Source organism: Sphingomonas sp. S-NIH.Pt3_0716, from assembly GCF_003950715.1.
GTDB classification, from domain to species: Bacteria; Pseudomonadota; Alphaproteobacteria; order Sphingomonadales; family Sphingomonadaceae; genus Sphingobium; species Sphingobium yanoikuyae_A.
In genome coordinates, this window is the sequence record NZ_QLJK01000006.1 from 22932 (window position 1) to 41859 (window position 18928).

Below are 18928 nucleotides of genomic sequence, written 5' to 3' on the forward strand. Positions count from 1 at the left end.
CGATGAATGGACTTGGCTATAATACAGATACGGCATGTGTGGGTTTTGAGCCAAAATTGCAATTTTAATTTTCGCTCAGCGTTGGGCCAGAAATTTCCGCAATTTTGAAGAAATTTAAGATATCTTGCTTGTTCAATAATAATTCGTCATACCATTCATGGGAAATTGCGTCGCTGTAATTATCTTTTTTTAGGTATTTGGTATTTTCCTGCATTAATAGATTTCCATGCTTGGAATTCGCATGTTTGAGTAGGTTTACCACTAGATGCAAATTTTTTAGTTCCCGGTCTACACTGTAGCCCATGGCTTCAACATCATGAACGAGTGTTGTGAATTTGCCATTGTGCTTTTTTGTCCAAGATCGTGCAGATCGTTCCCAATAATGAAATATAGCAATGGCAAATGCCTTGTTTAAGTCTGACTCTGTTTCTTCAGCAACTTCGGCAGAATAAAGAAGAATGTCGCGCGGGTCCGCGATCACATTTCCATCATCATCGCGTTCAATTTGGTCGTTGTTGGTTTCGGCGACCTCTTTATCGTGCTGGTCGATGTCATCGTAAGCAGCCCTTATCCGCAGGCCAATTCCATCCATTGCAGATAAGTAGCTATCTCTGAGGCGGCTGAGGCCTTCTTGGTAGAGCCAGCCAAGTAGATTGTAAGAGATAGGTGCCATGAATGGCGACTACTGCGTTTCAAAGAATGGCGCAAATGCCAGTGGTCGTCGGCTCCGTATAAATAGCGGTTATGTGACCCTTTCGAGCCGTCCTGGCTCACCTATGCCCGCACTCTGGTCGGCGTTCGCGAAATCGTCGGCCCCAAGCATTCGCCCACGATCATGTCGTGGATCAAAGCGCTTGGTCCGAAAATTCTCGGCATCGCCGTCGATTCCGATGAAACCGCCTGGTGCGGCACCTTTGCCGCGCACGTCGTTTCCCACGCTGGTTTCCAGCCGCCGAAAATCGCCGTCCGGGCATCGTCTTGGGACGCTTTCGGCGAACCGGTCGAAAAGGCTTATCTCGGCGCCATCGTCCGGTTCCAGCGTCCTGGTGGCGGTCACGTCGCGTTTCTGACCGGGGTCTCGGCTGACGGTCGGCTGTTCCGCGTGCTGGGCGGAAACCAGTCGAATTCGGTCAACGAGACCTGGATCGAACGCAGCCGGTGTGCTGCTATGCGATGGCCGAAGGGGGCCGCGAAGCCGATCGCGCTGGCACCGGTGGTGAATTCGGCGGGCGCGAAGGTTTCGACGAATGAAGCCTGACGCCCCGCGCTACCGGTCGAAATTCGAAGCCCGTTGCGCCGCGCTCGTCCCGGCCGAATTCGCGCACGAAGCCATCAAGCTGCCCTACACCATCGCCCACACCTATCTGCCCGATTTTGTCGATGTCGAAGGTCGGCGGATAATCGAGGCGAAGGGTCGTTTTCTCGCAGAGGACCGAAGGAAAGTTCTGGCCGTTCGCGACCAGCATCCCGACTGGACGATCGAGATGTGGTTTCAGAACCCTCGGCTGAAAATCTCGCCGAACAGTTCGACGACGTATGCGGCCTGGTGCGATCGACATGGGATCGCCTGGCGCCAAGGTCCGGCCTGACGCGGGTGTTAGAGCAGGCTGTAAAGGCCTGCGGCCGACGATCCGATCATCATCGCAGCGAGAAAGATCGCCTGGACCTTGAGGACCAGCGACGATCGGTCGCGGTCATATTGGTGGTGGGGTTTCAAATGTTCGCCTTCAAAAAAAATACCCCGCCGAAGATGGCGGGGTAGGGTGGTTTCGCAATATCGGGGAGACCGTCTAACGGTCGCTGCCCCGCATCGGTTCCACGCCTATCGCATCAAGCCCACCAGCGCGGCGAACAGTGCCCCGCACAGGATGCCCAAGGCCAGCACGCCGTCGATTTCGAAAAACGATGTCGTGCGGGTCGTGGGATCGGTGTCGGGGCGGCGCAATGCTTGTCTCTCCAGGTGTGCGGGTCGGGATGAAACGACCGTTCTCGTCGATTGGTTGCGCGGTCAGTCGATCAGTCGGACGATCCCGCTGATCGCGGCGACGAACATCATCACGGCCAGAACGAACGCCTCGATGGTCAGCGCGATGTCGGGGCCGCTGCGCATCAGGTGTTGATCGCGCGGCGCTTGATCTCGTCGATCACCGCCTGTTGCTGGCTGGTCAGATTGTCGATGTCCACGATCCGATTACGAACCGCGATCAATTGCGAATTCGTCATCGCCGACGCTTGGGCTGCTGCTTTGAGGTGATCGTCCACCTGAGTTCTCCCTACGACGAGACGATAGCATTGATAGGCGTAACGGTCGCCTGGAAAGGGTCGAGCCGGATCAAGGCGTTGGGGGCGAATCGATGGGAATGATCCGCCGTCAAAGCGAGTCGGTTTCCACCATACTCTTCCCCCGAAACGCGAAATTGGAAAAGTTTCCCCCAGAGTTTCCCCCAGCAAATCTGGTCACGTCGGCATGCCCCCGAGGGGAATGATAAAATCTAACAATTTCAGGGGGTTTAATGGTGCCGACTGAGGGGATCGAACCCCCGACCTTCGGTTTACAAAACCGCTGCACTACCGCTGTGCTAAGCCGGCGCACCCGACGGGTCGGACGCCCTTACTATCAGACGACGCCGAACGTCCAGCCCTCTGTGCGCGCAATTTCGTCGGTCAGGGGCAAAGGTGTCCAAAGTGCGGGATTTTCGGCCCTTTCGCGCATCCAGGCGGCGGTCAGCAAGGCATCGGCCTGATGGTCGGCGGTGATCGGGCTGGCGTATGGGGCGGTTGCGAACATGGCCAGCGCGTCGTTGAGGGCGGCGAGATCGCGCATCTTGGTCCGGCCCTTGGGCCGCCCGGCGGCGCGCGCGGCAATGCTGGTATAGATTTCGACGACCAGCGATCCGGTGGCGGGCAGCGGATCGAACGGCCAGACCGGCACATGCGGGCGGACATGGTGGAGCAGGCGCATGCCGGCAAAGCTGGCCTTGGCCACCTGCGCCGCGCCGATCGCGTCATAGATGGTCGAGGGCTTGCCGCCGCCTCCGGCATTATAATGGGCTTCGCAGGCGCGATTGTGCAGGAAGCCGGCCTTCATTCCGTCGGCCTTACCGAAATAGAAATGGCGACGATGAGTGGTTTCCAGCAGGCTGGCGGCGCCCAGATCGGGATCGTCGCAGACCGCATCGACATAGGCCCAGAAAGCGGGCCCGTTCGTGGGCGTCGGGTCGCCGGGCAGATAGGCGCCGCGTGTGACGAAGGGCGGCGCGAAGCTGAAGTCGAAGCCGAACAGGGTCGGTGCCTCGCGCGCTGTTGCGATCAGCCAGTCGGCGACCGCCTGGCGCGACCAGATGCCGTCCGGCGCCTCGACCAGTTCCGGCGCATCCTGACCGACGCCACAGATGGCGACCGCTATCCCCTTATGCCGCGCGCCCTTGGCGCCCGACCAGTCGATCGCGGCGAAGCGCGCGAACCGGGGCGTCACGCCGCGCCGCGTTCGGCGCGCAGCTTGTTCCAATAGGCAATGCGCTCGGCGATCCGCGCCTCGAACCCACGCTCCGTCGGCGTGTAGAAGGTCTGCGGGCTCATCTCCTCCGGCCAGTAATTGGCGCCGGAAAAACCGCCCTCGGCATCATGGTCATATTGGTAATTCTTGCCATAGCCGACCTGCTTCATCAGCTTGGTCGGGGCATTGACGATGTTCATCGGCGGCATCAGGGACCCGGTTTCGCGCGCGGTGCGGAAGGCCGTCTTCATCGCCATATAGCCGGCGTTCGACTTGGGCGCGGTGGCGCAATAGATGCAGGCCTGAACGATCGCCAGTTCGCCTTCGGGCGAGCCGAGAAATTCATAGGCATCCTTGGCGGCAAGGCACTGGACCACTGCCTGCGGGTCGGCGAGGCCGATATCCTCGGTCGCGAAGCGGACGAGCCGGCGCAGCACATAGAGCGGTTCCTCGCCAGCGGTCAGCATGCGGGCAAGATAATAGAGCGCCGCCTGCGGATCGGAGCCGCGCAGCGATTTGTGCAGGGCGGAGATGAGGTTGTAATGGCCCTCGCGATCCTTGTCATAGACCGCGACGCGGCGGTGGAGCAGGGCGGAGAGGCCGGCCGGGTCGAGCGGCGCGGGAATGTCGATCGAATAGAGCGTTTCGACCTGGTTGAGCAGGAAGCGGCCGTCGCCGTCCGCGCTGGCCAGCAGCGCTTCACGCGCGGCCATATCCAACGGCAACGGGCGGCCGATCAGCGCTTCGGCCCGGTCCAGCAATTGTTCGAGCGCGGCGGCATCGAGCCGGCGCAGGATCAGCACCTGCGCGCGGGACAGGAGCGCGGCGTTCAGTTCGAAGCTCGGGTTTTCCGTCGTGGCGCCGACCAGCGTGACCGTGCCATCCTCGACGAAAGGCAGGAAACTGTCCTGCTGGGCGCGGTTGAAACGGTGGATCTCGTCCACGAAGAGCAAGGTCTTTTCGCCGCGCCGGCCATGGTCCTTTGCGGCGGCGAACACCTTCTTGAGGTCGGCGACACCGGAAAAGACGGCCGAGATGGGCTCGAACCGCATGCCGACGGCGTCGGCGAGCAGCCGCGATATCGTGGTCTTGCCAGTGCCGGGCGGTCCCCAGAAGAGGATCGAGGACAGGCGGCCGGCGGCCACCATCCGGCCGATCGCGCCGTCCGGGCCGGTCAGATGCTCCTGGCCGACCACATCGGCCAGCACGGCCGGACGCAACCGATCAGCCAGCGGGGCATGGTCGATACCGGCGGGAAGGACATCGTCGGAAGAGAAAAGATCAGCCATCGTCCCCGATATAGGTCGGCCGGCCCGATCAGGGAACAGGGCTGGAACGGATCTTGGCACCCTGGGCGCGCTGGCGGATGATCCGCAAATAGGTGTCGACCAGCGCCTGGTTTACCTGATCCCAGCCGAAATGTTCAGCCTGCGCCTCGGCGGCGGCGCCTGCGCTGGCGCGGGCAGCACCATCAGTGCAGTAGATTTGCAGCGCATCGGCGAACTTGCCGATGGCGCCGGGGCGGATCAGCCGGCCGGTGACGCCTTCCTGCACCAGGTTTTCGCTGCCGGTGGCGCGGGCGGCGACGGTCGGCAGGCGGCAGGCCATCGCCTCCAGCGTGACATTGCCGAACGTCTCGGTGACCGACGGGTTGAACAGCATGTCCATGCTGGCGACGGCGCGGCCCAGGTCGGCCCCGCCCTGGAAGCCGGTGAAGACGGCATCGGGCAAGCGGTTCTGGAACCATTCGCGGGCCGGCCCTTCGCCAACCACCAGCACCTTGTGCGGCACCTTGCGTGCGGTCAGCTGGTCGATCGTGTCGGAAAAGACGTCCAGCCCCTTTTCCATCACCTGACGGCCGATGAAGCCGATCACCGGAACATCGTCGGCAAAGCCGAGCGATCGACGCCAGTCGAGATCGCGGCGCTGAGGGGTGAATATCTCGCGGTCGATGCCACGGGTCCAGATGCCGACATCATAGCTCATCCGCTGTTCGCGCAGCAACTGGGCCATCGATTCCGACGGGGCGACGATCGCATCGCAGCGGCGGTAGAAGCGGCGGAGAATGCCCTCGATCGCCGGTTCCAGGAAGGCGAGGCCATAATAGCGCGGATAGGTTTCGAACCGGGTGTGGACCGAAGCAACGGCGGGCAGGTCATGATCGCGCGCCCAGGTCAGTGCCCGATGGCCGAGCGGATCGGGGCTCGACAGATGGATCATGTTGGGCGCGAACGCCTTTAGGTCCCGGCGCAGCGCGCGCGACAGGCGGGTGGGGATGCGATATTCCGGGCGGCCGGGCACGGGGATGGACGGCGCGCTGACCAGGTCGCCGGTCGGCGGGAAGGCGGGTGTATCGGTGGTCGGGGCATAGACGCGCACCTGCGCACCCTGACGCAGCAGATAGCCGACGAAGCGATTGAGCGCCTGGTTCGCGCCATCGCGCACATAATTATAATTGCCGCTGAACAGCGCGACACGAAGTCCGGTAACATCCATCGCGGCCCCTTAGACCAGACCGGCGAAAAACCCAAGGAACCAGAGCGGGTCTCGGGAATTTTGCTGAGGCTGACCGGGAAAGCCGGCCGGCATGATTGCCCCCGAAGGAGAGGATGTCTGCTGATGGCCGAGAGATTCCGTAAGGGAACACGGGTCAGGTGGAATTGGGGGCAGGGTGTCGGCCGGGGACGCATAGCCGAGCGGTTCGAGCGACATGTGGAGCGGATGATCGCCGGCTCCCTGATCCGTCGCAACGGATCGCCGCGCGATCCCGCCTATCTGGTCCATACCGACAAGGGCGACCTGGTGCTCAAGCTGGGATCGGAACTGAGCGTCGCCTGATCTTAGCGGGCGGACGGGGCAAGCTGGCCGCAACTGGCCATCGTCATCGCGCTGCAACCATGGCATGGAGCGGCATGACCCAGCCTTTCATGACCATCGATGCGCTGCTGATCGGCATGCCCCGGCCCTTTCGCGATAACGAGCATAGCGCCATCGCCAAGCAGCCGGTCGCCGGCCCGATCCGCATCAACTGGCTGGGGTTCGCGGGCGACGGGGTGGCCGATACCGTCCATCATGGCGGTTGGGACAAGGCGATCCATCTCTATCCGCAGGACCATTATGGCTGGTGGCGCGATCGCAAGCCGGATCATCCGCTGCTCGACGCGCCCGGCGCCTTTGGTGAGAATATCGCTAGCCGCGGTATGACCGAAAGCGACATCTGCCTGGGCGATCGGTTCAGCCTGGGCAGTGCGGTGGTGGAGGTGAGCCATGGCCGCCAGCCCTGCTGGAAGCTCGACCATCGTTTCGGTGCCCGCGACGTGATGGCGACGATCGTCAAGACTGCGCGTTGTGGCATCTATTTCCGGGTAATCCGCGAAGGTGAGGCGGAGGCCGGCACACAGATGACATTGCTGGAGCGGCCCTTGCCCGACTGGAGCATCGATCGGGTGTTTCGCCTGCTGATCGGTGGCGGCCACAAGGCCGATCCCGATGCGGTGCGCGCGCTGGCCGACATGCCGCAACTGGCCGAAGCCTGGCGGGAACGGGCGCGCAAGCTGGCGGCGTGACGGCTGAGGTCGCCTAGCGTTCCACCGCCATCCGCACGGCGAGGCCACCCAGAACCGTGCCCATGAACCAGCGCTGGATTGTCAGCCAGCGCGGCCGGGTGCCAAGGAAACCGGCGATCGATCCGGCGAGGCAGGCGATGATCGCGTTGACCGACAGGCTGATGACGATCTGGGTGGCGCCCAGGATCAGCGACTGGCCCAGCACATGGCCGCGCGCCGGATCGACGAACTGGGGCAGCAACGAAAGATAGATCATCGCCACCTTGGGGTTGAGCAGGTTGGTGAGCAGCCCCATGGCGAACAGCTTGCGTGGGCCGACGAGCGGCAATTGCTTCACCTGGAAAGGCGAACGGCCGCCGGGCCGCACCGCATTCCAGGCGAGCCACAGCAGATAGAGCGCGCCGCCCAGGCGCAGCACATCATAGGCGAAGGGCACCGCCATCAGCAGCGCGGTGATGCCGAAGGCGGCAGCGACCATGTAGAAGAGGAAGCCGCAGGCGACGCCGAGCAGCGAGACCATGCCGGCGGCGCGCCCCTGGCTGATCGAGCGCGAGATCAGATAGATCATGTTCGGACCCGGCGTCAGCACCATGCCGAGCGAGATGAGGGCGAAGGCGGCAAGATGCGCGGCGCTGGGCATGGCTGGGCTCCCCGATGAGAATGCGCCTTTGCTTAATGGCAGGCGATCCGCACCGACAGGTCCGGGATAGTGGAAGTGGCCCCATCCGGCCGAGGGCGGATCAGGCCGGCCGCGTCCGCCACATGGCGATCGGGCACATGGTCAGCACGGGTTCGTCCTTCTGGTTGTAGAGCGTCACCTTGTTGCGGACGATGCCCATTTCCGGGCGGCTCTGCGAAATCTTCTTGTCGATCACCTCATTGGTGCCGCGCAACGTGTCGCCGGGGCGGACCGGGCGCAGCCAGCGCAGTTCATCGACGCCCATCGCGCCCAGGCTGGCCGCCTGGCGTCCGGGTTGCTTCTGCATTTCGGCGACGAACATCTTCATGAACAGGGCGGTGGTGTGCCAGCCGCTGGCCGAGAGGGTGTGAAAATGGGTGGTAGCCGCAGCCTCGTCGGACAGATGGAAGGGCTGGGGATCGAACTCCGCGGCAAAGGCGATCGTTTCCTCGCGCGACAGGGTCAGCGGCCCGAACGCGAAGCTGTCGCCTATCTCGATATCCTCGAAATAGAGAATGTCGTCCATCTATCCGTCTCCCATTGCAACGGACATGGTGTATGGTGACTTTCCGTTTACGTCAACTGTCAGCTGATGCTCAGCCCCGGCGTGCCGCGCGGAACGGTCATGGTCGCGCGTGTGCGGATCTGGCCGCCCGGCGCCGATACCTGATCCATCACCATCGCCTGCGTCGTCCAGGAGTCGGCCGTCACTTCGCAGGTCAGATAGCCGCGCTGGTCGTTGATGAATTTGAGCTGCGGGTTGTTCTTCAGGATGGTGTCGCTGCCGGGCCGCAGGTCCGATCCGTCGCCGCCGGAGGAAATGGAGGTCGACACGAACTCCACCGCCACCGGCTTGGTGCCGTCATCCAGCAGGCCGGCGAAATTCTGATGCTCGTCGCCGGTCAGGACCACGACATTGTTCAACCCCTTCATCCGGCCGAGCAGCCGCTGGCGCTGCACCTTGTAGCCGGCCCAGGTGTCCATATTGTAGATGGGATCGGTCGCATCTTCGCTGTTGCGGCGGTCGAGCGCCATCATCATCACCTGCTGCGCCAGGCAGTTCCACTTGGCGTCGCGGCGGGCAAGGTTGCGGGTCAGCCAGCCTTCCTCCTCGGCCGAAATGACCTGTGCCTGGGTGGCGGTCATTTCGGCGCAGGCCGGCTTGAAATTGTCGCCGCAGGGCTGGTCGGTGCGGAAGGTGCGGGTGTCGAGGAAGTCGATCGACAGCAGGTCGCCGAAGCGCGCCTGGCGATACATGGTGCCGATCATCTCGCTGCGGGGCGCCATCGCCGCGCGGACCGGCATATATTCATACCAGGCCTGCATGCCGGCGGCGCGGCGCATGCGGAAGGCATCGGCCGGCGCGCCCTTGGCGTCGATGTCACCGACCCAGTTGTTGGCGACCTCATGATCGTCGAAGGTCGGAAACCAGCTATGGCGGCAACGCGCCGCCTGCAGATCATAATCGCTCAGATATTGGGCGTAGCGCAGGCGATAGTCGGCAAGGTCATAACAATCCTGGCCGATATGGTCGCGCACCTGCGGTCCGGGCAGGCCGTTCTTGTCATAGTCCGGGCCGCGCTGGCTATATTCATAGATGAAGTCGCCATAATGATAGATGAAGGCGAGATCGTCCTCGCGCGCCAGATGGCGGAAGGCAGTGAACAGGCCGTCCTGATAATTTTGGCAACCCGCAACGCCGAATTTCAGCAGCTTGGGACTCGCCGACGCCAGCGGCAGGGTGCGGGCGCGGCCGCGCGTCGACTGGTCATTGCCGAGCGCAAAGCGATACCAATAGGGGCGGTCGGGCTGAAGGCCGGTCACCTCGACATGGACGCTATGGCCCAGTTCGGGCCGGGCGGTCGCTTCGCCGCCGGCAACGATGGTCCTGAAGCGATCATCGGCCGTGACCTCCCATTTCACCGGGATCGGCGTCATCGGCATGCCGCCATGCGGCTCGAACGGGCGCGGCGCCAGCTTGGTCCAGATGACGAAGCCGTCGGGCGCCGGATCGCCCGATGTTACGCCCAGTGCAAAGGGGTAGCCGGCGAACCAGCTCTGGGCGTGGAGGATGGCCGGCGCGCCGGCGATCGGGGCGATGGCGGCGGCGGAGAGGAGCGAGCGGCGCGTGAACATGACGCGCCGCCTAGAACCGCTTTATGACAAAGACATGTCGCCCGATCAGGGCTTGACCAGCCCCTGCAGCACCGCCGGATTGCCATCGCTCGCCACCGGCGTCACGCCCAGCAGGCGGGCGAGCAGCGGATAGACATCGACATTGGTGAAATCGGCCGAGGGACGGAAGCCGCTGACGAAGGCCGGGCCGTTGGCGATGAACAAAGCCTGCATTTCGGGGGCGCGGTCGTCCCAGCCATGGTCGCCGCCGGTGACCGGCTTGGTCGGCGTCGTGTTCTGGAACACCCAGCCGGTTTCGGCCAGGCAGAAATAGGGCGGGATGCGGCGATGGGTGCCATAGTGGAAGCGCGCCGGGATTTCGCTCTTGCGCCAGCACTGCATATGGTCGCGCGGCTTGAACAGCGCGGCCTCCAGCGCCTTTTCGTGGCCGGGATTGGCGACCAGGCTGGCATAGGGGCCGGCCTCCACCACGCGATAGTCGGCCGGGTCGGCGATCTTGTCGATCGGCAGCACCCGGTCATTCGCCTTGGCGGCCATGCCATGATCCGACACGATGACGATATTGGCCGGTTGGCCCAGCGTCTTGAGGCCGGCGAGGAGGTCACCGATATGGGCATCGACATCGGCGACCGCCTGGGTCGTTTCCGGTGCGGCCGGTCCGTTCACATGCCCAGCGGTATCGACCTCATCGAAATAGAGGGTGACGAAGCGCGGGCGGATGTCGGCCGGGCGGCGCAGCACGTCCAGCACGCCGTTGACGCGCTGGGTCGGGCTGATCGCTTCGTTGAACTGCGCCCAGTCGCTCGGGCGCGATCCGCCGCTGATCTTGTAGGGCCACTCGGCGGCCTTGTTGCCGCCCCAGGCGACGTTGGAGCCTGGCCAGAACATGGTCGCGGTGCGCACGCCCTGCTTTTCGGCGGTGATCCAGATCGGCTCGGCCTCGTTCCACCAGTATGGATCGTCGCTGGCCATGGTGAACTTGTCCTTGGGCCGGCTGTCATCTTCCATATTATTGGCGACGATGCCGCTGCGGTCCGGCCGGTCGCCGGTCACGATCGCCCAATGATTGGGAAAGGTCTTGGTCGGGAAGGACGGGCGCATCGATGCTTCGGCGCCGCCGGCCGCCAGTGCATTGAGATTGGGCGAGACGCCGCGGGTCAGATAGTCGGGACGGAAGCCGTCGATCGACACCAGGATCGTCACCGGCGCGCGCTGTTCGGCCGGGGCGGCGGCGACGCTCGCTGGATGCTGCTGCACCGGGGCGCAGGCGCCGAGCAAGGTGGAAACGGACAGGGCAAATGCGAGCGACAGGCGACGGGCGGACATCATGGCCTCATGGCAAAAAGGAAGATTTGACCGCTGCTTAGCAGTCCAACCATGTCGGTAAAGTGACGAATGGTTCATGTCGGATCGACATAGGGGGCCAGCGCGCTCCAGGCCTGTCGTTTGGCATCGCGTGAAAGGCTGGCATAGGCGCCGCTGGAGGAGGGGAGGTCGATCATCACCAGATCGGACCTTTCGCCCAATTGGCGGCGGCCATGCTGGGCGGCGGTCTTGCCGTTGAAGGCGATCGCGCGGAGATTGGGCAGGCGGGACAGGAAGGCGCTGAGGTCGCGCAGCTCCGCGCCCCGGATGCTGCTGTCCAGGCTGCCGTCGCGGTCCGCGCTTTCGATCACATCCCACAGGCCGACGCCCCGTGCGCGCAGCCGCTTGAGCTTCATCGCATAGGGTGCGCTGCGCAGATCCTCGCCCAGTAAATCGCTGACGAGCGTCCAGAAGGCATTGCCGCGATGGGCGTAATATTCGCCCTGCTTGATCGATGCGTCGCCGGGCAGGCTGCCCAGGATCAGCAGCCGCGTTCCCGCGTCCACGCTGGGCGGGAAGGCAGCCTTGCGCTGCGCAGGCCGCTGGCCGATGCGCAGCGCCATCGGATCAGACGTTGAAGCGGAACAGCATGATGTCGCCGTCCTGCGTCACATATTCCTTGCCTTCCGAACGCCACTTGCCCGCTTCCTTGGCGCCGGCTTCGCCATTGAACTGGACATAGTCGGCATAGGCCATGGTTTCGGCGCGGATGAAGCCCTTCTCGAAATCCGAATGGATGGCGCCGGCGGCTTGCGGGGCCTTGCTGCCCTTAGCGACGGTCCAGGCGCGGGCCTCCTTGGGGCCGACGGTGAAGAAGGTGATGAGGCCGAGCAGCTCATAGCCGGCGCGGATGATGCGGGCGAGGCCGGCTTCGGTCAGGCCCAGCGCTTCGAGATATTCGCCGCGTTCCTCGACTGGCATGGTGATGAGTTCGGCCTCGATCGCGGCCGACACGATGACCGCGCTGGCATTTTCGGCCGCTGCCTTCTCGAACACGCGGGCGGAAAATGCATTGCCCTCAGCCGCGGCGCTTTCCTCGACATTGCAGACATAGAGAACCGGCTTGGCGGTCAGAAGCTGAGCTTGGGCGAACAGGCGAGCCTCTTCCTCGTCGCGCGGCTGGGTCAGGCGGGCGGGCTTGCCGTCGCGCAGCAGTTCCAGCGTCTGGCCCAGCACCGATGCGGCGGCCTTGGCCTCCTTGTCGCCCTGCGCGCCCTTCTTGAGCAGGTTGGGAACGCGCTTTTCGAGGCTTTCGAGGTCGGCGAGCATCAGTTCGGTCTCGACGGTTTCGGCGTCGGCGATCGGATCGACCTTGCCCTCGACATGGGTGATGTCGTCATCCTCGAAACAGCGCAGGACGTGGACGATGGCGTCGGTCTCGCGGATGTTCGCCAGGAACTGGTTGCCCAGCCCTTCGCCCTTCGACGCGCCGCGCACCAGGCCGGCAATGTCGACGAAGGCAAGCTGGGTTTCGATGATCTTGGCGCTGCCGCCGATCCTGGCGATGGTCTGCAACCGGTCGTCGGGCACGGCGACGCGGCCCTCATTGGGCTCGATCGTGCAGAAGGGATAATTCGCCGCCTGCGCCGCCTGCGTCTCGGTCAGCGCATTGAACAGGGTGGACTTGCCCACATTGGGAAGCCCGACGATACCGCAACGAAAACCCATTTGACTGCCTTCATGTCTCAGATGATGCCGCGCCGATAGCGGTTTCGGCGCGGATTGGCCAGCCTTGCGTCAATGGCGGAAGAACAGCGTCACCGATGCGACATGGTTGACGCGCTGGCGGCTGCCGCCCTGGTCGATCAGCTGGTTGAGATAGCCGACTTCCATGGTCGATGCGCCCGGCAGGCCGATTTCCACCCCGGCGAAGCTGCGCAACTGGTCAAAGCCTTTGCGGGCGCCCCAGTCGGTATCGTTGAGGGCAAAGAAGACCTCGCCATAGACAAGCGCATTGACCGCGTCGCTGCCGGGTTTGAGCGCATGTTCCACCCGCAGCATCTCGCGCAGGCGCCAGCCCATGTCGCTGCCGTTCGAACGCCAGCGCTGCTCCAGCCGGGTGCGTGAGGAAATCTCGGCATCCTTGGGCCGCGCCAGCGTCCAGCTCAGTTGCTGGAAACTGCGTTCCTCATTGACGTCCTTGCCACCCTCGATCGGGACGACGACATGGGCGTAACCCTGATAGAGGGTGATATCGCGCGACAATTTGACGCCCAGCGCGCCGCGGAACAGCGCCTGGTCGATGCGCGACACGCCGTCGCCGACGCGCGGCTGGATTTCCGCAAAATAGACCAGCTCGTCCTTGATCGACCCCATCGCCGTCAGATTGACCCAGAGCTGTTCATCCTCGCTCGTCGCGGCCTGGGCGGGCACGGCGAGGGTGGCAAGGGATAGGGCGACAGCAAGCGACGGGAAACGCATGAAACCTCTGGCGGTGGAAAGCGACATTCCCACCGCCTTTAGGTTGCTGTCATTGCTGTCCCGTTGCTGCGTGGTAAGCGATGGTGAACCGGTTCAGGTGATGACGCTGGGCTGGTCCATGCCGGTATAGCCGGCGATGTCGGCCAGTTCCTGTGCGGCCGCCACCAGCGGTGCCAACGCATCGCCGGTGGCGAGCGCCAGATCGCCGTCCGGCCCGACATAGCGTTCGATATAGACGCGCAAGGTGGCCCCTTCGGTGCCGGTGCCCGACAGGCGGAAGACGACGCGCGATCCATCCTCGAACAATATGCGCACGCCCTGGTTCCGGCTCACCGACTGGTCGGTCGGGTCAGTATAGGCGAAATCGTCCGCTGCCTTCACCGTGCCGCCGCTGTTGCCAGTGCCGGGCAGGCTGGCGAGCGTGTCGCGCAGCGCGGCCATCAGCGCATCGGCCTTGTCCTTGGCGATCGCTTCATAGTCATGGCGGGCATAATAGTTGCGGCCATAGGTTGCCCAATGATCGGCCATGATATCCGCCACGCTCTGCTGGCGCGCGGCGAGGATATTGAGCCACAGCAGCACTGCCCAGATGCCGTCCTTCTCGCGCACATGGTCAGACCCGGTGCCGGCGCTTTCCTCGCCGCAGATCGTCGCCATGCCGGCGTCGAGCAGATTGCCGAAGAATTTCCAGCCGGTCGGCGTCTCGTAGAGCGGAATGCCCAGCTTCTGCGCCACCCGGTCGGCCGCGCCGCTGGTCGGCATGGACCGGGCAATGCCCTTGAGGCCACCGGCATAGCCGGGCGCCAGATGGGCATTGGCGGCCAGCACCGCGAGCGAGTCCGATGGCGTCACATAGCAATGGCGGCCGATGATCAGGTTGCGGTCGCCGTCGCCGTCCGACGCCGCGCCGAAGTCGGGCGCGGCGGCGGCCATCATGCGGTCATAGAGGGCCTTGGCATGGACCAGATTGGGGTCGGGATGATGATGGCCGAAATCGGGCAGGGGGGTGCCGTTCATCACCGTGCCGGCCGGCGCGCCCAGGCGCTTCTCGAAAATCTCGGTCGCATAGGGGCCGGTCACCGCGCTCATCGAGTCGAAGGCGAGGGTGAAGCCACCGGCGATCATCGCCCTGATCGCGGGGAAATCGAACAGGCTTTCCATCAGCGCGGCATAGCCGGCGACCGGATCGACCACTTCGACGGTCATGGCGCCGAGCTGGCTGGTGCCGAGCGTGTCGATGTCGACGTCGGCGGCATCGAGGATGCGATAGCTGTCGATGGTCAGGGTCCGCGCGTGGATCGCGTCGGTCACCTTTTCGGGGGCTGGCCCGCCGTTCGACACATTATATTTGATGCCGAAATCCTCGTCCGGCCCGCCGGGATTATGGCTGGCCGACAGCACCAGCCCGCCAAAGGCGCCGGACGATCGGATCAGGTGCGACGCGGCCGGGGTCGACAAGATACCGCCCTGACCGACCAGCACCCGGCCAAAGCCATTGGCCGCCGCCATCCTGAGTGCGATCTGGATGACTTCCCGGTTGAGATAGCGGCCATCGCCGCCGATCACCAAGGTCTGGCCGGCATAGCCGTCCAGGCTGTCGAACACCGACTGGATGAAATTTTCCGCATAATGGGGCTGCTGGAAGACCCGAACCTTCTTGCGCAGGCCCGATGTGCCGGGCTTCTGGTCGTCGAAAGGCGTGGTCGCGACGGTCTGGATCACCTCTGTCCCCTGCTTTGCCTAATAAGTCGTTACGCCTCTATGGCTTGTTCATGCTGCACTGCGCAATGCGCTTTGTCGCGCCGAAGGTGCGGGCGGCCGTGATCGCATGCGATTACTGCGCAAGAGACGGGTTGGCCAAAGCCGTCATGCGGGTTATCACCCATGGCAACTATTCAGAAAATCGGCATTTTCAGTGACAGTATCGTGACCTTTGTAGGAGGTTCCATGTCTCGTCTGCCTGCTTTCCTGTCCGGTCTTGCGCTGCTGACGGCGCAACTGGCTTCGGTATCGGCCGATGCCTGCACGCGCCTGGTCTATCATGGCGCCAATGACGATGTGATCACCGCCCGGTCGATGGACTGGAAGGTCGATGTCGGCACCAACCTCTGGATCTTTCCGCGCGGCATCGCGCGCAGTGGGGAGGCTGGCCCCAATTCGGTCAAATGGACGTCCCGCTATGGCAGCGTGATCGCCACCGGTTACGACATTTCCACCACCGACGGCATGAACGAGGCAGGGCTGACCGCCAATCTCCTGTGGCTGGTCGAATCCGAATATCCGCATTTCGATGGCAAGCAGCCGGGCATGAGCATCGCCATCTGGACCCAATATGTGCTCGACAATTTCGCCACGGTGAAGGAGGCGGTCGACGCACTGGGCAAGGAAAGCTTTGTCGTCGTCACCGACAATATTCCCGGCGAGGAACGGCTCGGCACGCTCCACCTCGCAATTTCGGATGCGTCGGGCGACAGCGCCATCTTCGAATATATCAAGGGCAAGCTGGTGATCCATCACGGCCCGCAATATCCGGTGATGACCAATTCGCCGATCTTCGACGAGCAACTGGCACTCAACGCCTATTGGAAGGATATTGGCGGCACCACCATGTTGCCGGGCACCAACCGCTCGGCCGATCGCTTCGCCCGCGCCTCCTTCTATGTGAAGGCCATTCCCAAGAGCGAAGACCCGGTGACGGCGCTGGCCAGCGTGTTCAGCGTGATCCGCAATGTCTCGGTGCCACTCGGCATCTCGACCCCCGACCAGCCCAATATCTCCTCGACCCGCTGGCGCACGGTCGCGGACCACAAGCGCAAGCTCTATTTCTTCGAATCCGCCATGACCCCCAACAGCTTCTGGGTCGACCTCAAGACGATCGACTTTGCCCCTTCCGCGAAGGTGAAGAAGCTCGATCTTGGCCCGAACCAGACCAAAACCTATTCGGGCGAGGTCAGCGGACAGTTCAAGGATGCGCCGGCCTTCAAATTTCTGGGACTGTCCTGATCGGCCGGGAGCGCCGCCATGCGATATCTTCCTCTATGCTGCCTGCTCGCCAATGCCCTTGTCTATGCCGGACCGGCCTTGGCGCAGGAGGCGCCGGCGCACCTGTCCGATGACACGCCCGATCAGGGCTGGCATCTCACCGTCTCGCCCTATGTCTGGGCGGCATCGCTGCACGGCAATGCGGAACTGGCTGGGTTCCGCACCAGGGTCGACATGCCCTTCTCGGAGATATTCGACCATCTCGACTTCGTCACCATGGGTGAAGTCCTCCTGAGCAATGGCAAGGTCGGCGCCTATGTCGATGGCCAATATGTGAAGACCAGTCAGGACGCATCCGTCTATCACCAGCAGGTCGGACTGGGCATCAGGAAGACCCATGTGTCGGGTGGCCTCTTCTATAATATCATCGACCATCGCATGGCGGAGCGAACCGTCCATGGGGATCGGCGGCGCTTTACCTTCGCGCCGGTCGTCGGTTTGCGCTGGTCGAAACTGTCGGCCGATGTCGCGACGCTGGGTATGGAGGCCAATCGCAAGGCCGACTGGACGGAGGTGCTGGCCGGCGTCCGCACGGCGGGCGATATCGACCGACACTGGGTGATCGACGCGCGCCTGAATGTCGGCGGCTTCACCGACAGCAAATCCAGCATGGATGGTGAGGGGACGATCGGTTATCGGCTGCGCCTCGCCGGCCTGCCGCTGACCGTGCGTGCCGGCTATCGCTTCGTTCACCAGCAATATCGGATGCGCGACTTTACCGGCCAGCAATTTCGTTGGAACGTATCGCAGGAAGGGCCGCTATTGGGTCTGTCGGCGCGCTTCTGATCCGCCTCAGTCGGCCAGCCGCAGCGCCACTTCGTTCATGAAGCGGGCGTCGTCATTCTTCGCCAGCCATTCCGCCTCGGCACCGATCGCGCCCAGCATGTCGGCCAGCGCGTCCATCTCGCTCTTGTGGTAATTGCCCAGCACATAGCCATGGACCTTGTCCTTGTGGCCCGGATGGCCGATGCCCAGGCGCAGGCGGCGGAAATCATTGCCGATATGGGCGTCGGTCGACCGCAGGCCATTATGGCCGGCATTGCCGCCGCCGCGCTTCACCTTGACCTTCATCGGCGCGAGATCGAGTTCGTCATGGAAGACGGTCACGTCCTGCGGTGTCAGCTTGTAGAAGCGCATCGCCTCGCCGACCGCGCGGCCGCTTTCGTTCATGAAGGTGGCGGGTTTGAGCAGGATGATCTTCTCCGGGCCGATCCGCCCTTCCTGCACCCAGCCCTGGAACTGCTTCTTGGGCGGCGAGAAGCGATACATGTCGGCGATCAGGTCCACGGCCATGAAGCCGACATTGTGCCGGTGCATCGCATATTGCTGCCCCGGATTGCCGAGGCCGGCCCAGATCTGCATGTTTCATGGCTCCAAAGAAAAATCCCGCCCGCCGAGTAGGCATAGCATTTTCAAGTCGGGCGGTACGCCCGGCGGCTCGGAAAATGCGGCAGAAAAACCGGAGGGCGGCCCTCTCCGATATGGAGTGGACCGCCCTCCGGCGGGATCGGAATTTCCAGCCTGCAAGCAAGCTGTAAGGCGATTACTCGCCTTCGCCCTCGGCGGCTTCGCCTTCGGCGCTCTTGAGAGCCGAGGGAGCGACGATGGTGGCGATGGTGAAGTCGCGGTCTTCGATCGCAGCCTTCGCGCCCTTGGGCAGGGTCACGGCGCTGATGTGGATCGAATCGCCGACTTCGAAGCCCTTGAGGTCGACGACGACGTCATCGGGGATCTCGGCGGCATCGACGACCAGTTCGACGTCGTGACGGACGACGTTCAGCACGCCACCCTTCTTGAGGCCGGGCGAGGCGTCTTCATTCTCGAAGCGCACCGGGACAGCGACGGTCACGGTGGCATGTTCCGAAACGCGCAGGAAGTCGGCGTGCAGCGGACGATCGGTCACGGGGTGGAAGGCCACATCCTTGGCGAGGGTGCGGACGGTCTTGCCGCCGACTTCGACCATGATGACCGAATTGAAGAAGTGACCGGTGCCGAGCTGCTTGTTGAGGAGCTTTTCCTCGACGTGGATCGACAGGGGTTCTTCGTTCATACCATAGATGACGGCGGGTACGCGGCCCTCACGGCGGAGGGCGCGGGAGGCTCCCTTGCCTGCCCGATCGCGTGCCTCGGCCGACAGCGTAAGCTGCTCGCTCATTGCGTGTCTCCAAAAGCAAATTTGATACAATTTTCCCGCCACGCCTCCAGGGATGACCATCGCGGGAA

General features: G+C 63.4%; 22 protein-coding genes, 1 tRNA gene and 1 pseudogene. 7 read left to right on the forward strand and 17 right to left on the reverse strand.

The window, feature by feature from the left end; genetic code table 11:
* Positions 1 to 64 precede the first annotated feature (64 nt).
* Positions 65 to 673 carry a hypothetical protein gene (locus BRX37_RS06095; protein WP_125985918.1) on the reverse strand — a complete coding sequence of 203 codons (609 nt, stop codon included), beginning with the start codon at positions 671 to 673 and terminating at the stop codon, positions 65 to 67.
* Positions 674 to 775: 102 nt separating this feature from the next.
* Here BRX37_RS06095 and BRX37_RS06100 point away from each other — a divergent pair.
* Positions 776 to 1258, forward strand: a pseudogene (locus BRX37_RS06100) (TIGR02594 family protein); the annotation flags it as partial.
* The gene (locus BRX37_RS06105) at positions 1248 to 1589 is read left to right on the forward strand and encodes a PDDEXK family nuclease (RefSeq protein ID WP_125985920.1); all 342 of its coding nucleotides are present in this window, start codon (positions 1248 to 1250) and stop codon (positions 1587 to 1589) included. The pseudogene BRX37_RS06100 and the gene BRX37_RS06105, both read left to right, overlap by 11 nt.
* Before the next feature lie 233 nt (positions 1590 to 1822).
* On the opposite strand, the gene BRX37_RS27240 is transcribed toward BRX37_RS06105, so the two are convergent.
* From BRX37_RS27240 to BRX37_RS06125, 6 genes are all read right to left on the reverse strand, one after another.
* A complete protein-coding gene (locus BRX37_RS27240; protein WP_276609692.1) occupies positions 1823 to 1945 on the reverse strand; it encodes a hypothetical protein in 123 nt (40 codons plus the stop codon).
* Between the two features lie 164 nt (positions 1946 to 2109).
* The gene (locus BRX37_RS26660) at positions 2110 to 2262 is read right to left on the reverse strand and encodes a hypothetical protein (protein ID WP_164522422.1); all 153 of its coding nucleotides are present in this window, start codon (positions 2260 to 2262) and stop codon (positions 2110 to 2112) included.
* Between the two features lie 252 nt (positions 2263 to 2514).
* Positions 2515 to 2589 (reverse strand) — tRNA-Thr (locus tag BRX37_RS06110).
* Positions 2590 to 2617: 28 nt separating this feature from the next.
* Complete coding sequence (locus tag BRX37_RS06115) at positions 2618 to 3475, reverse strand: hypothetical protein (RefSeq protein WP_125985921.1); 858 nt, start codon at positions 3473 to 3475, stop codon at positions 2618 to 2620.
* Positions 3472 to 4785, reverse strand: a complete 1314-nt coding sequence (locus BRX37_RS06120) for a replication-associated recombination protein A (RefSeq protein WP_017499524.1) — start codon at positions 4783 to 4785, stop codon at positions 3472 to 3474. The genes BRX37_RS06115 and BRX37_RS06120 overlap by 4 nt, the downstream gene beginning before the upstream one ends.
* Before the next feature lie 28 nt (positions 4786 to 4813).
* Positions 4814 to 5992 (reverse strand): glycosyltransferase family 4 protein, encoded by a 1179-nt coding sequence (locus BRX37_RS06125; protein WP_010337830.1) that lies wholly within the window; start codon positions 5990 to 5992, stop codon positions 4814 to 4816.
* A 123-nt stretch (positions 5993 to 6115) separates the two neighbouring features.
* On the opposite strand from BRX37_RS06125, the gene BRX37_RS06130 reads away from it, so the two are divergent.
* Both BRX37_RS06130 and BRX37_RS06135 read left to right on the forward strand, forming a co-directional pair.
* Positions 6116 to 6334 carry a hypervirulence associated TUDOR domain-containing protein gene (locus tag BRX37_RS06130; protein ID WP_125985922.1) on the forward strand — a complete coding sequence of 73 codons (219 nt, stop codon included), beginning with the start codon at positions 6116 to 6118 and terminating at the stop codon, positions 6332 to 6334.
* 74 nt (positions 6335 to 6408) lie between these two features.
* Entirely contained in the window at positions 6409 to 7062 is a 654-nt protein-coding gene (locus tag BRX37_RS06135; protein ID WP_125985923.1) for an MOSC domain-containing protein, read from the forward strand.
* A gap of 13 nt (positions 7063 to 7075) precedes the next feature.
* Here BRX37_RS06135 and BRX37_RS06140 read toward each other — a convergent pair whose 3' ends face one another.
* The 8 genes from BRX37_RS06140 to BRX37_RS06175 form a co-directional block, all read right to left on the reverse strand.
* Positions 7076 to 7702 carry a LysE family translocator gene (locus BRX37_RS06140; protein WP_125985924.1) on the reverse strand — a complete coding sequence of 209 codons (627 nt, stop codon included), beginning with the start codon at positions 7700 to 7702 and terminating at the stop codon, positions 7076 to 7078.
* 100 nt (positions 7703 to 7802) lie between these two features.
* Positions 7803 to 8267, reverse strand: a complete 465-nt coding sequence (locus BRX37_RS06145; RefSeq protein ID WP_125985925.1) for a MaoC family dehydratase — start codon at positions 8265 to 8267, stop codon at positions 7803 to 7805.
* Positions 8268 to 8326: 59 nt separating this feature from the next.
* Entirely contained in the window at positions 8327 to 9877 is a 1551-nt protein-coding gene (locus BRX37_RS06150; RefSeq protein WP_125985926.1) for an alkaline phosphatase D family protein, read from the reverse strand.
* Positions 9878 to 9922: 45 nt separating this feature from the next.
* Entirely contained in the window at positions 9923 to 11203 is a 1281-nt protein-coding gene (locus BRX37_RS06155) for an alkaline phosphatase family protein (protein ID WP_125986043.1), read from the reverse strand.
* A 74-nt stretch (positions 11204 to 11277) separates the two neighbouring features.
* A complete protein-coding gene (locus tag BRX37_RS06160; protein ID WP_125985927.1) occupies positions 11278 to 11805 on the reverse strand; it encodes a DNA-deoxyinosine glycosylase in 528 nt (175 codons plus the stop codon).
* 4 nt (positions 11806 to 11809) lie between these two features.
* Positions 11810 to 12910, reverse strand: coding sequence for a redox-regulated ATPase YchF (gene ychF / locus BRX37_RS06165; protein ID WP_125985928.1), 1101 nt, complete (start codon positions 12908 to 12910; stop codon positions 11810 to 11812).
* Between the two features lie 69 nt (positions 12911 to 12979).
* Entirely contained in the window at positions 12980 to 13690 is a 711-nt protein-coding gene (locus BRX37_RS06170) for a DUF2490 domain-containing protein (RefSeq protein ID WP_125985929.1), read from the reverse strand.
* Between the two features lie 66 nt (positions 13691 to 13756).
* Positions 13757 to 15385 (reverse strand): alpha-D-glucose phosphate-specific phosphoglucomutase, encoded by a 1629-nt coding sequence (locus BRX37_RS06175; protein ID WP_125985930.1) that lies wholly within the window; start codon positions 15383 to 15385, stop codon positions 13757 to 13759.
* A 50-nt stretch (positions 15386 to 15435) separates the two neighbouring features.
* Here BRX37_RS06175 and BRX37_RS26665 point away from each other — a divergent pair, with 50 nt between their 5' ends.
* From BRX37_RS26665 to BRX37_RS06185, 3 genes are read left to right on the forward strand one after another with little or no spacing between them, the layout of a single operon-like run.
* The gene (locus BRX37_RS26665) at positions 15436 to 15582 is read left to right on the forward strand and encodes a hypothetical protein (protein ID WP_161730658.1); all 147 of its coding nucleotides are present in this window, start codon (positions 15436 to 15438) and stop codon (positions 15580 to 15582) included.
* Positions 15583 to 15610: 28 nt separating this feature from the next.
* The gene (locus BRX37_RS06180) at positions 15611 to 16666 is read left to right on the forward strand and encodes a linear amide C-N hydrolase (RefSeq protein ID WP_125985931.1); all 1056 of its coding nucleotides are present in this window, start codon (positions 15611 to 15613) and stop codon (positions 16664 to 16666) included.
* 18 nt (positions 16667 to 16684) lie between these two features.
* Positions 16685 to 17491 (forward strand): porin family protein, encoded by an 807-nt coding sequence (locus BRX37_RS06185; RefSeq protein WP_125985932.1) that lies wholly within the window; start codon positions 16685 to 16687, stop codon positions 17489 to 17491.
* A gap of 6 nt (positions 17492 to 17497) precedes the next feature.
* Here the strand turns inward: BRX37_RS06185 and pth are convergent, their stop codons facing one another.
* Complete coding sequence (pth, locus tag BRX37_RS06190) at positions 17498 to 18067, reverse strand: aminoacyl-tRNA hydrolase (RefSeq protein WP_125985933.1); 570 nt, start codon at positions 18065 to 18067, stop codon at positions 17498 to 17500.
* 181 nt (positions 18068 to 18248) lie between these two features.
* The gene (locus tag BRX37_RS06195) at positions 18249 to 18860 is read right to left on the reverse strand and encodes a 50S ribosomal protein L25/general stress protein Ctc (RefSeq protein WP_004207310.1); all 612 of its coding nucleotides are present in this window, start codon (positions 18858 to 18860) and stop codon (positions 18249 to 18251) included.
* Positions 18861 to 18928 lie beyond the last annotated feature (68 nt).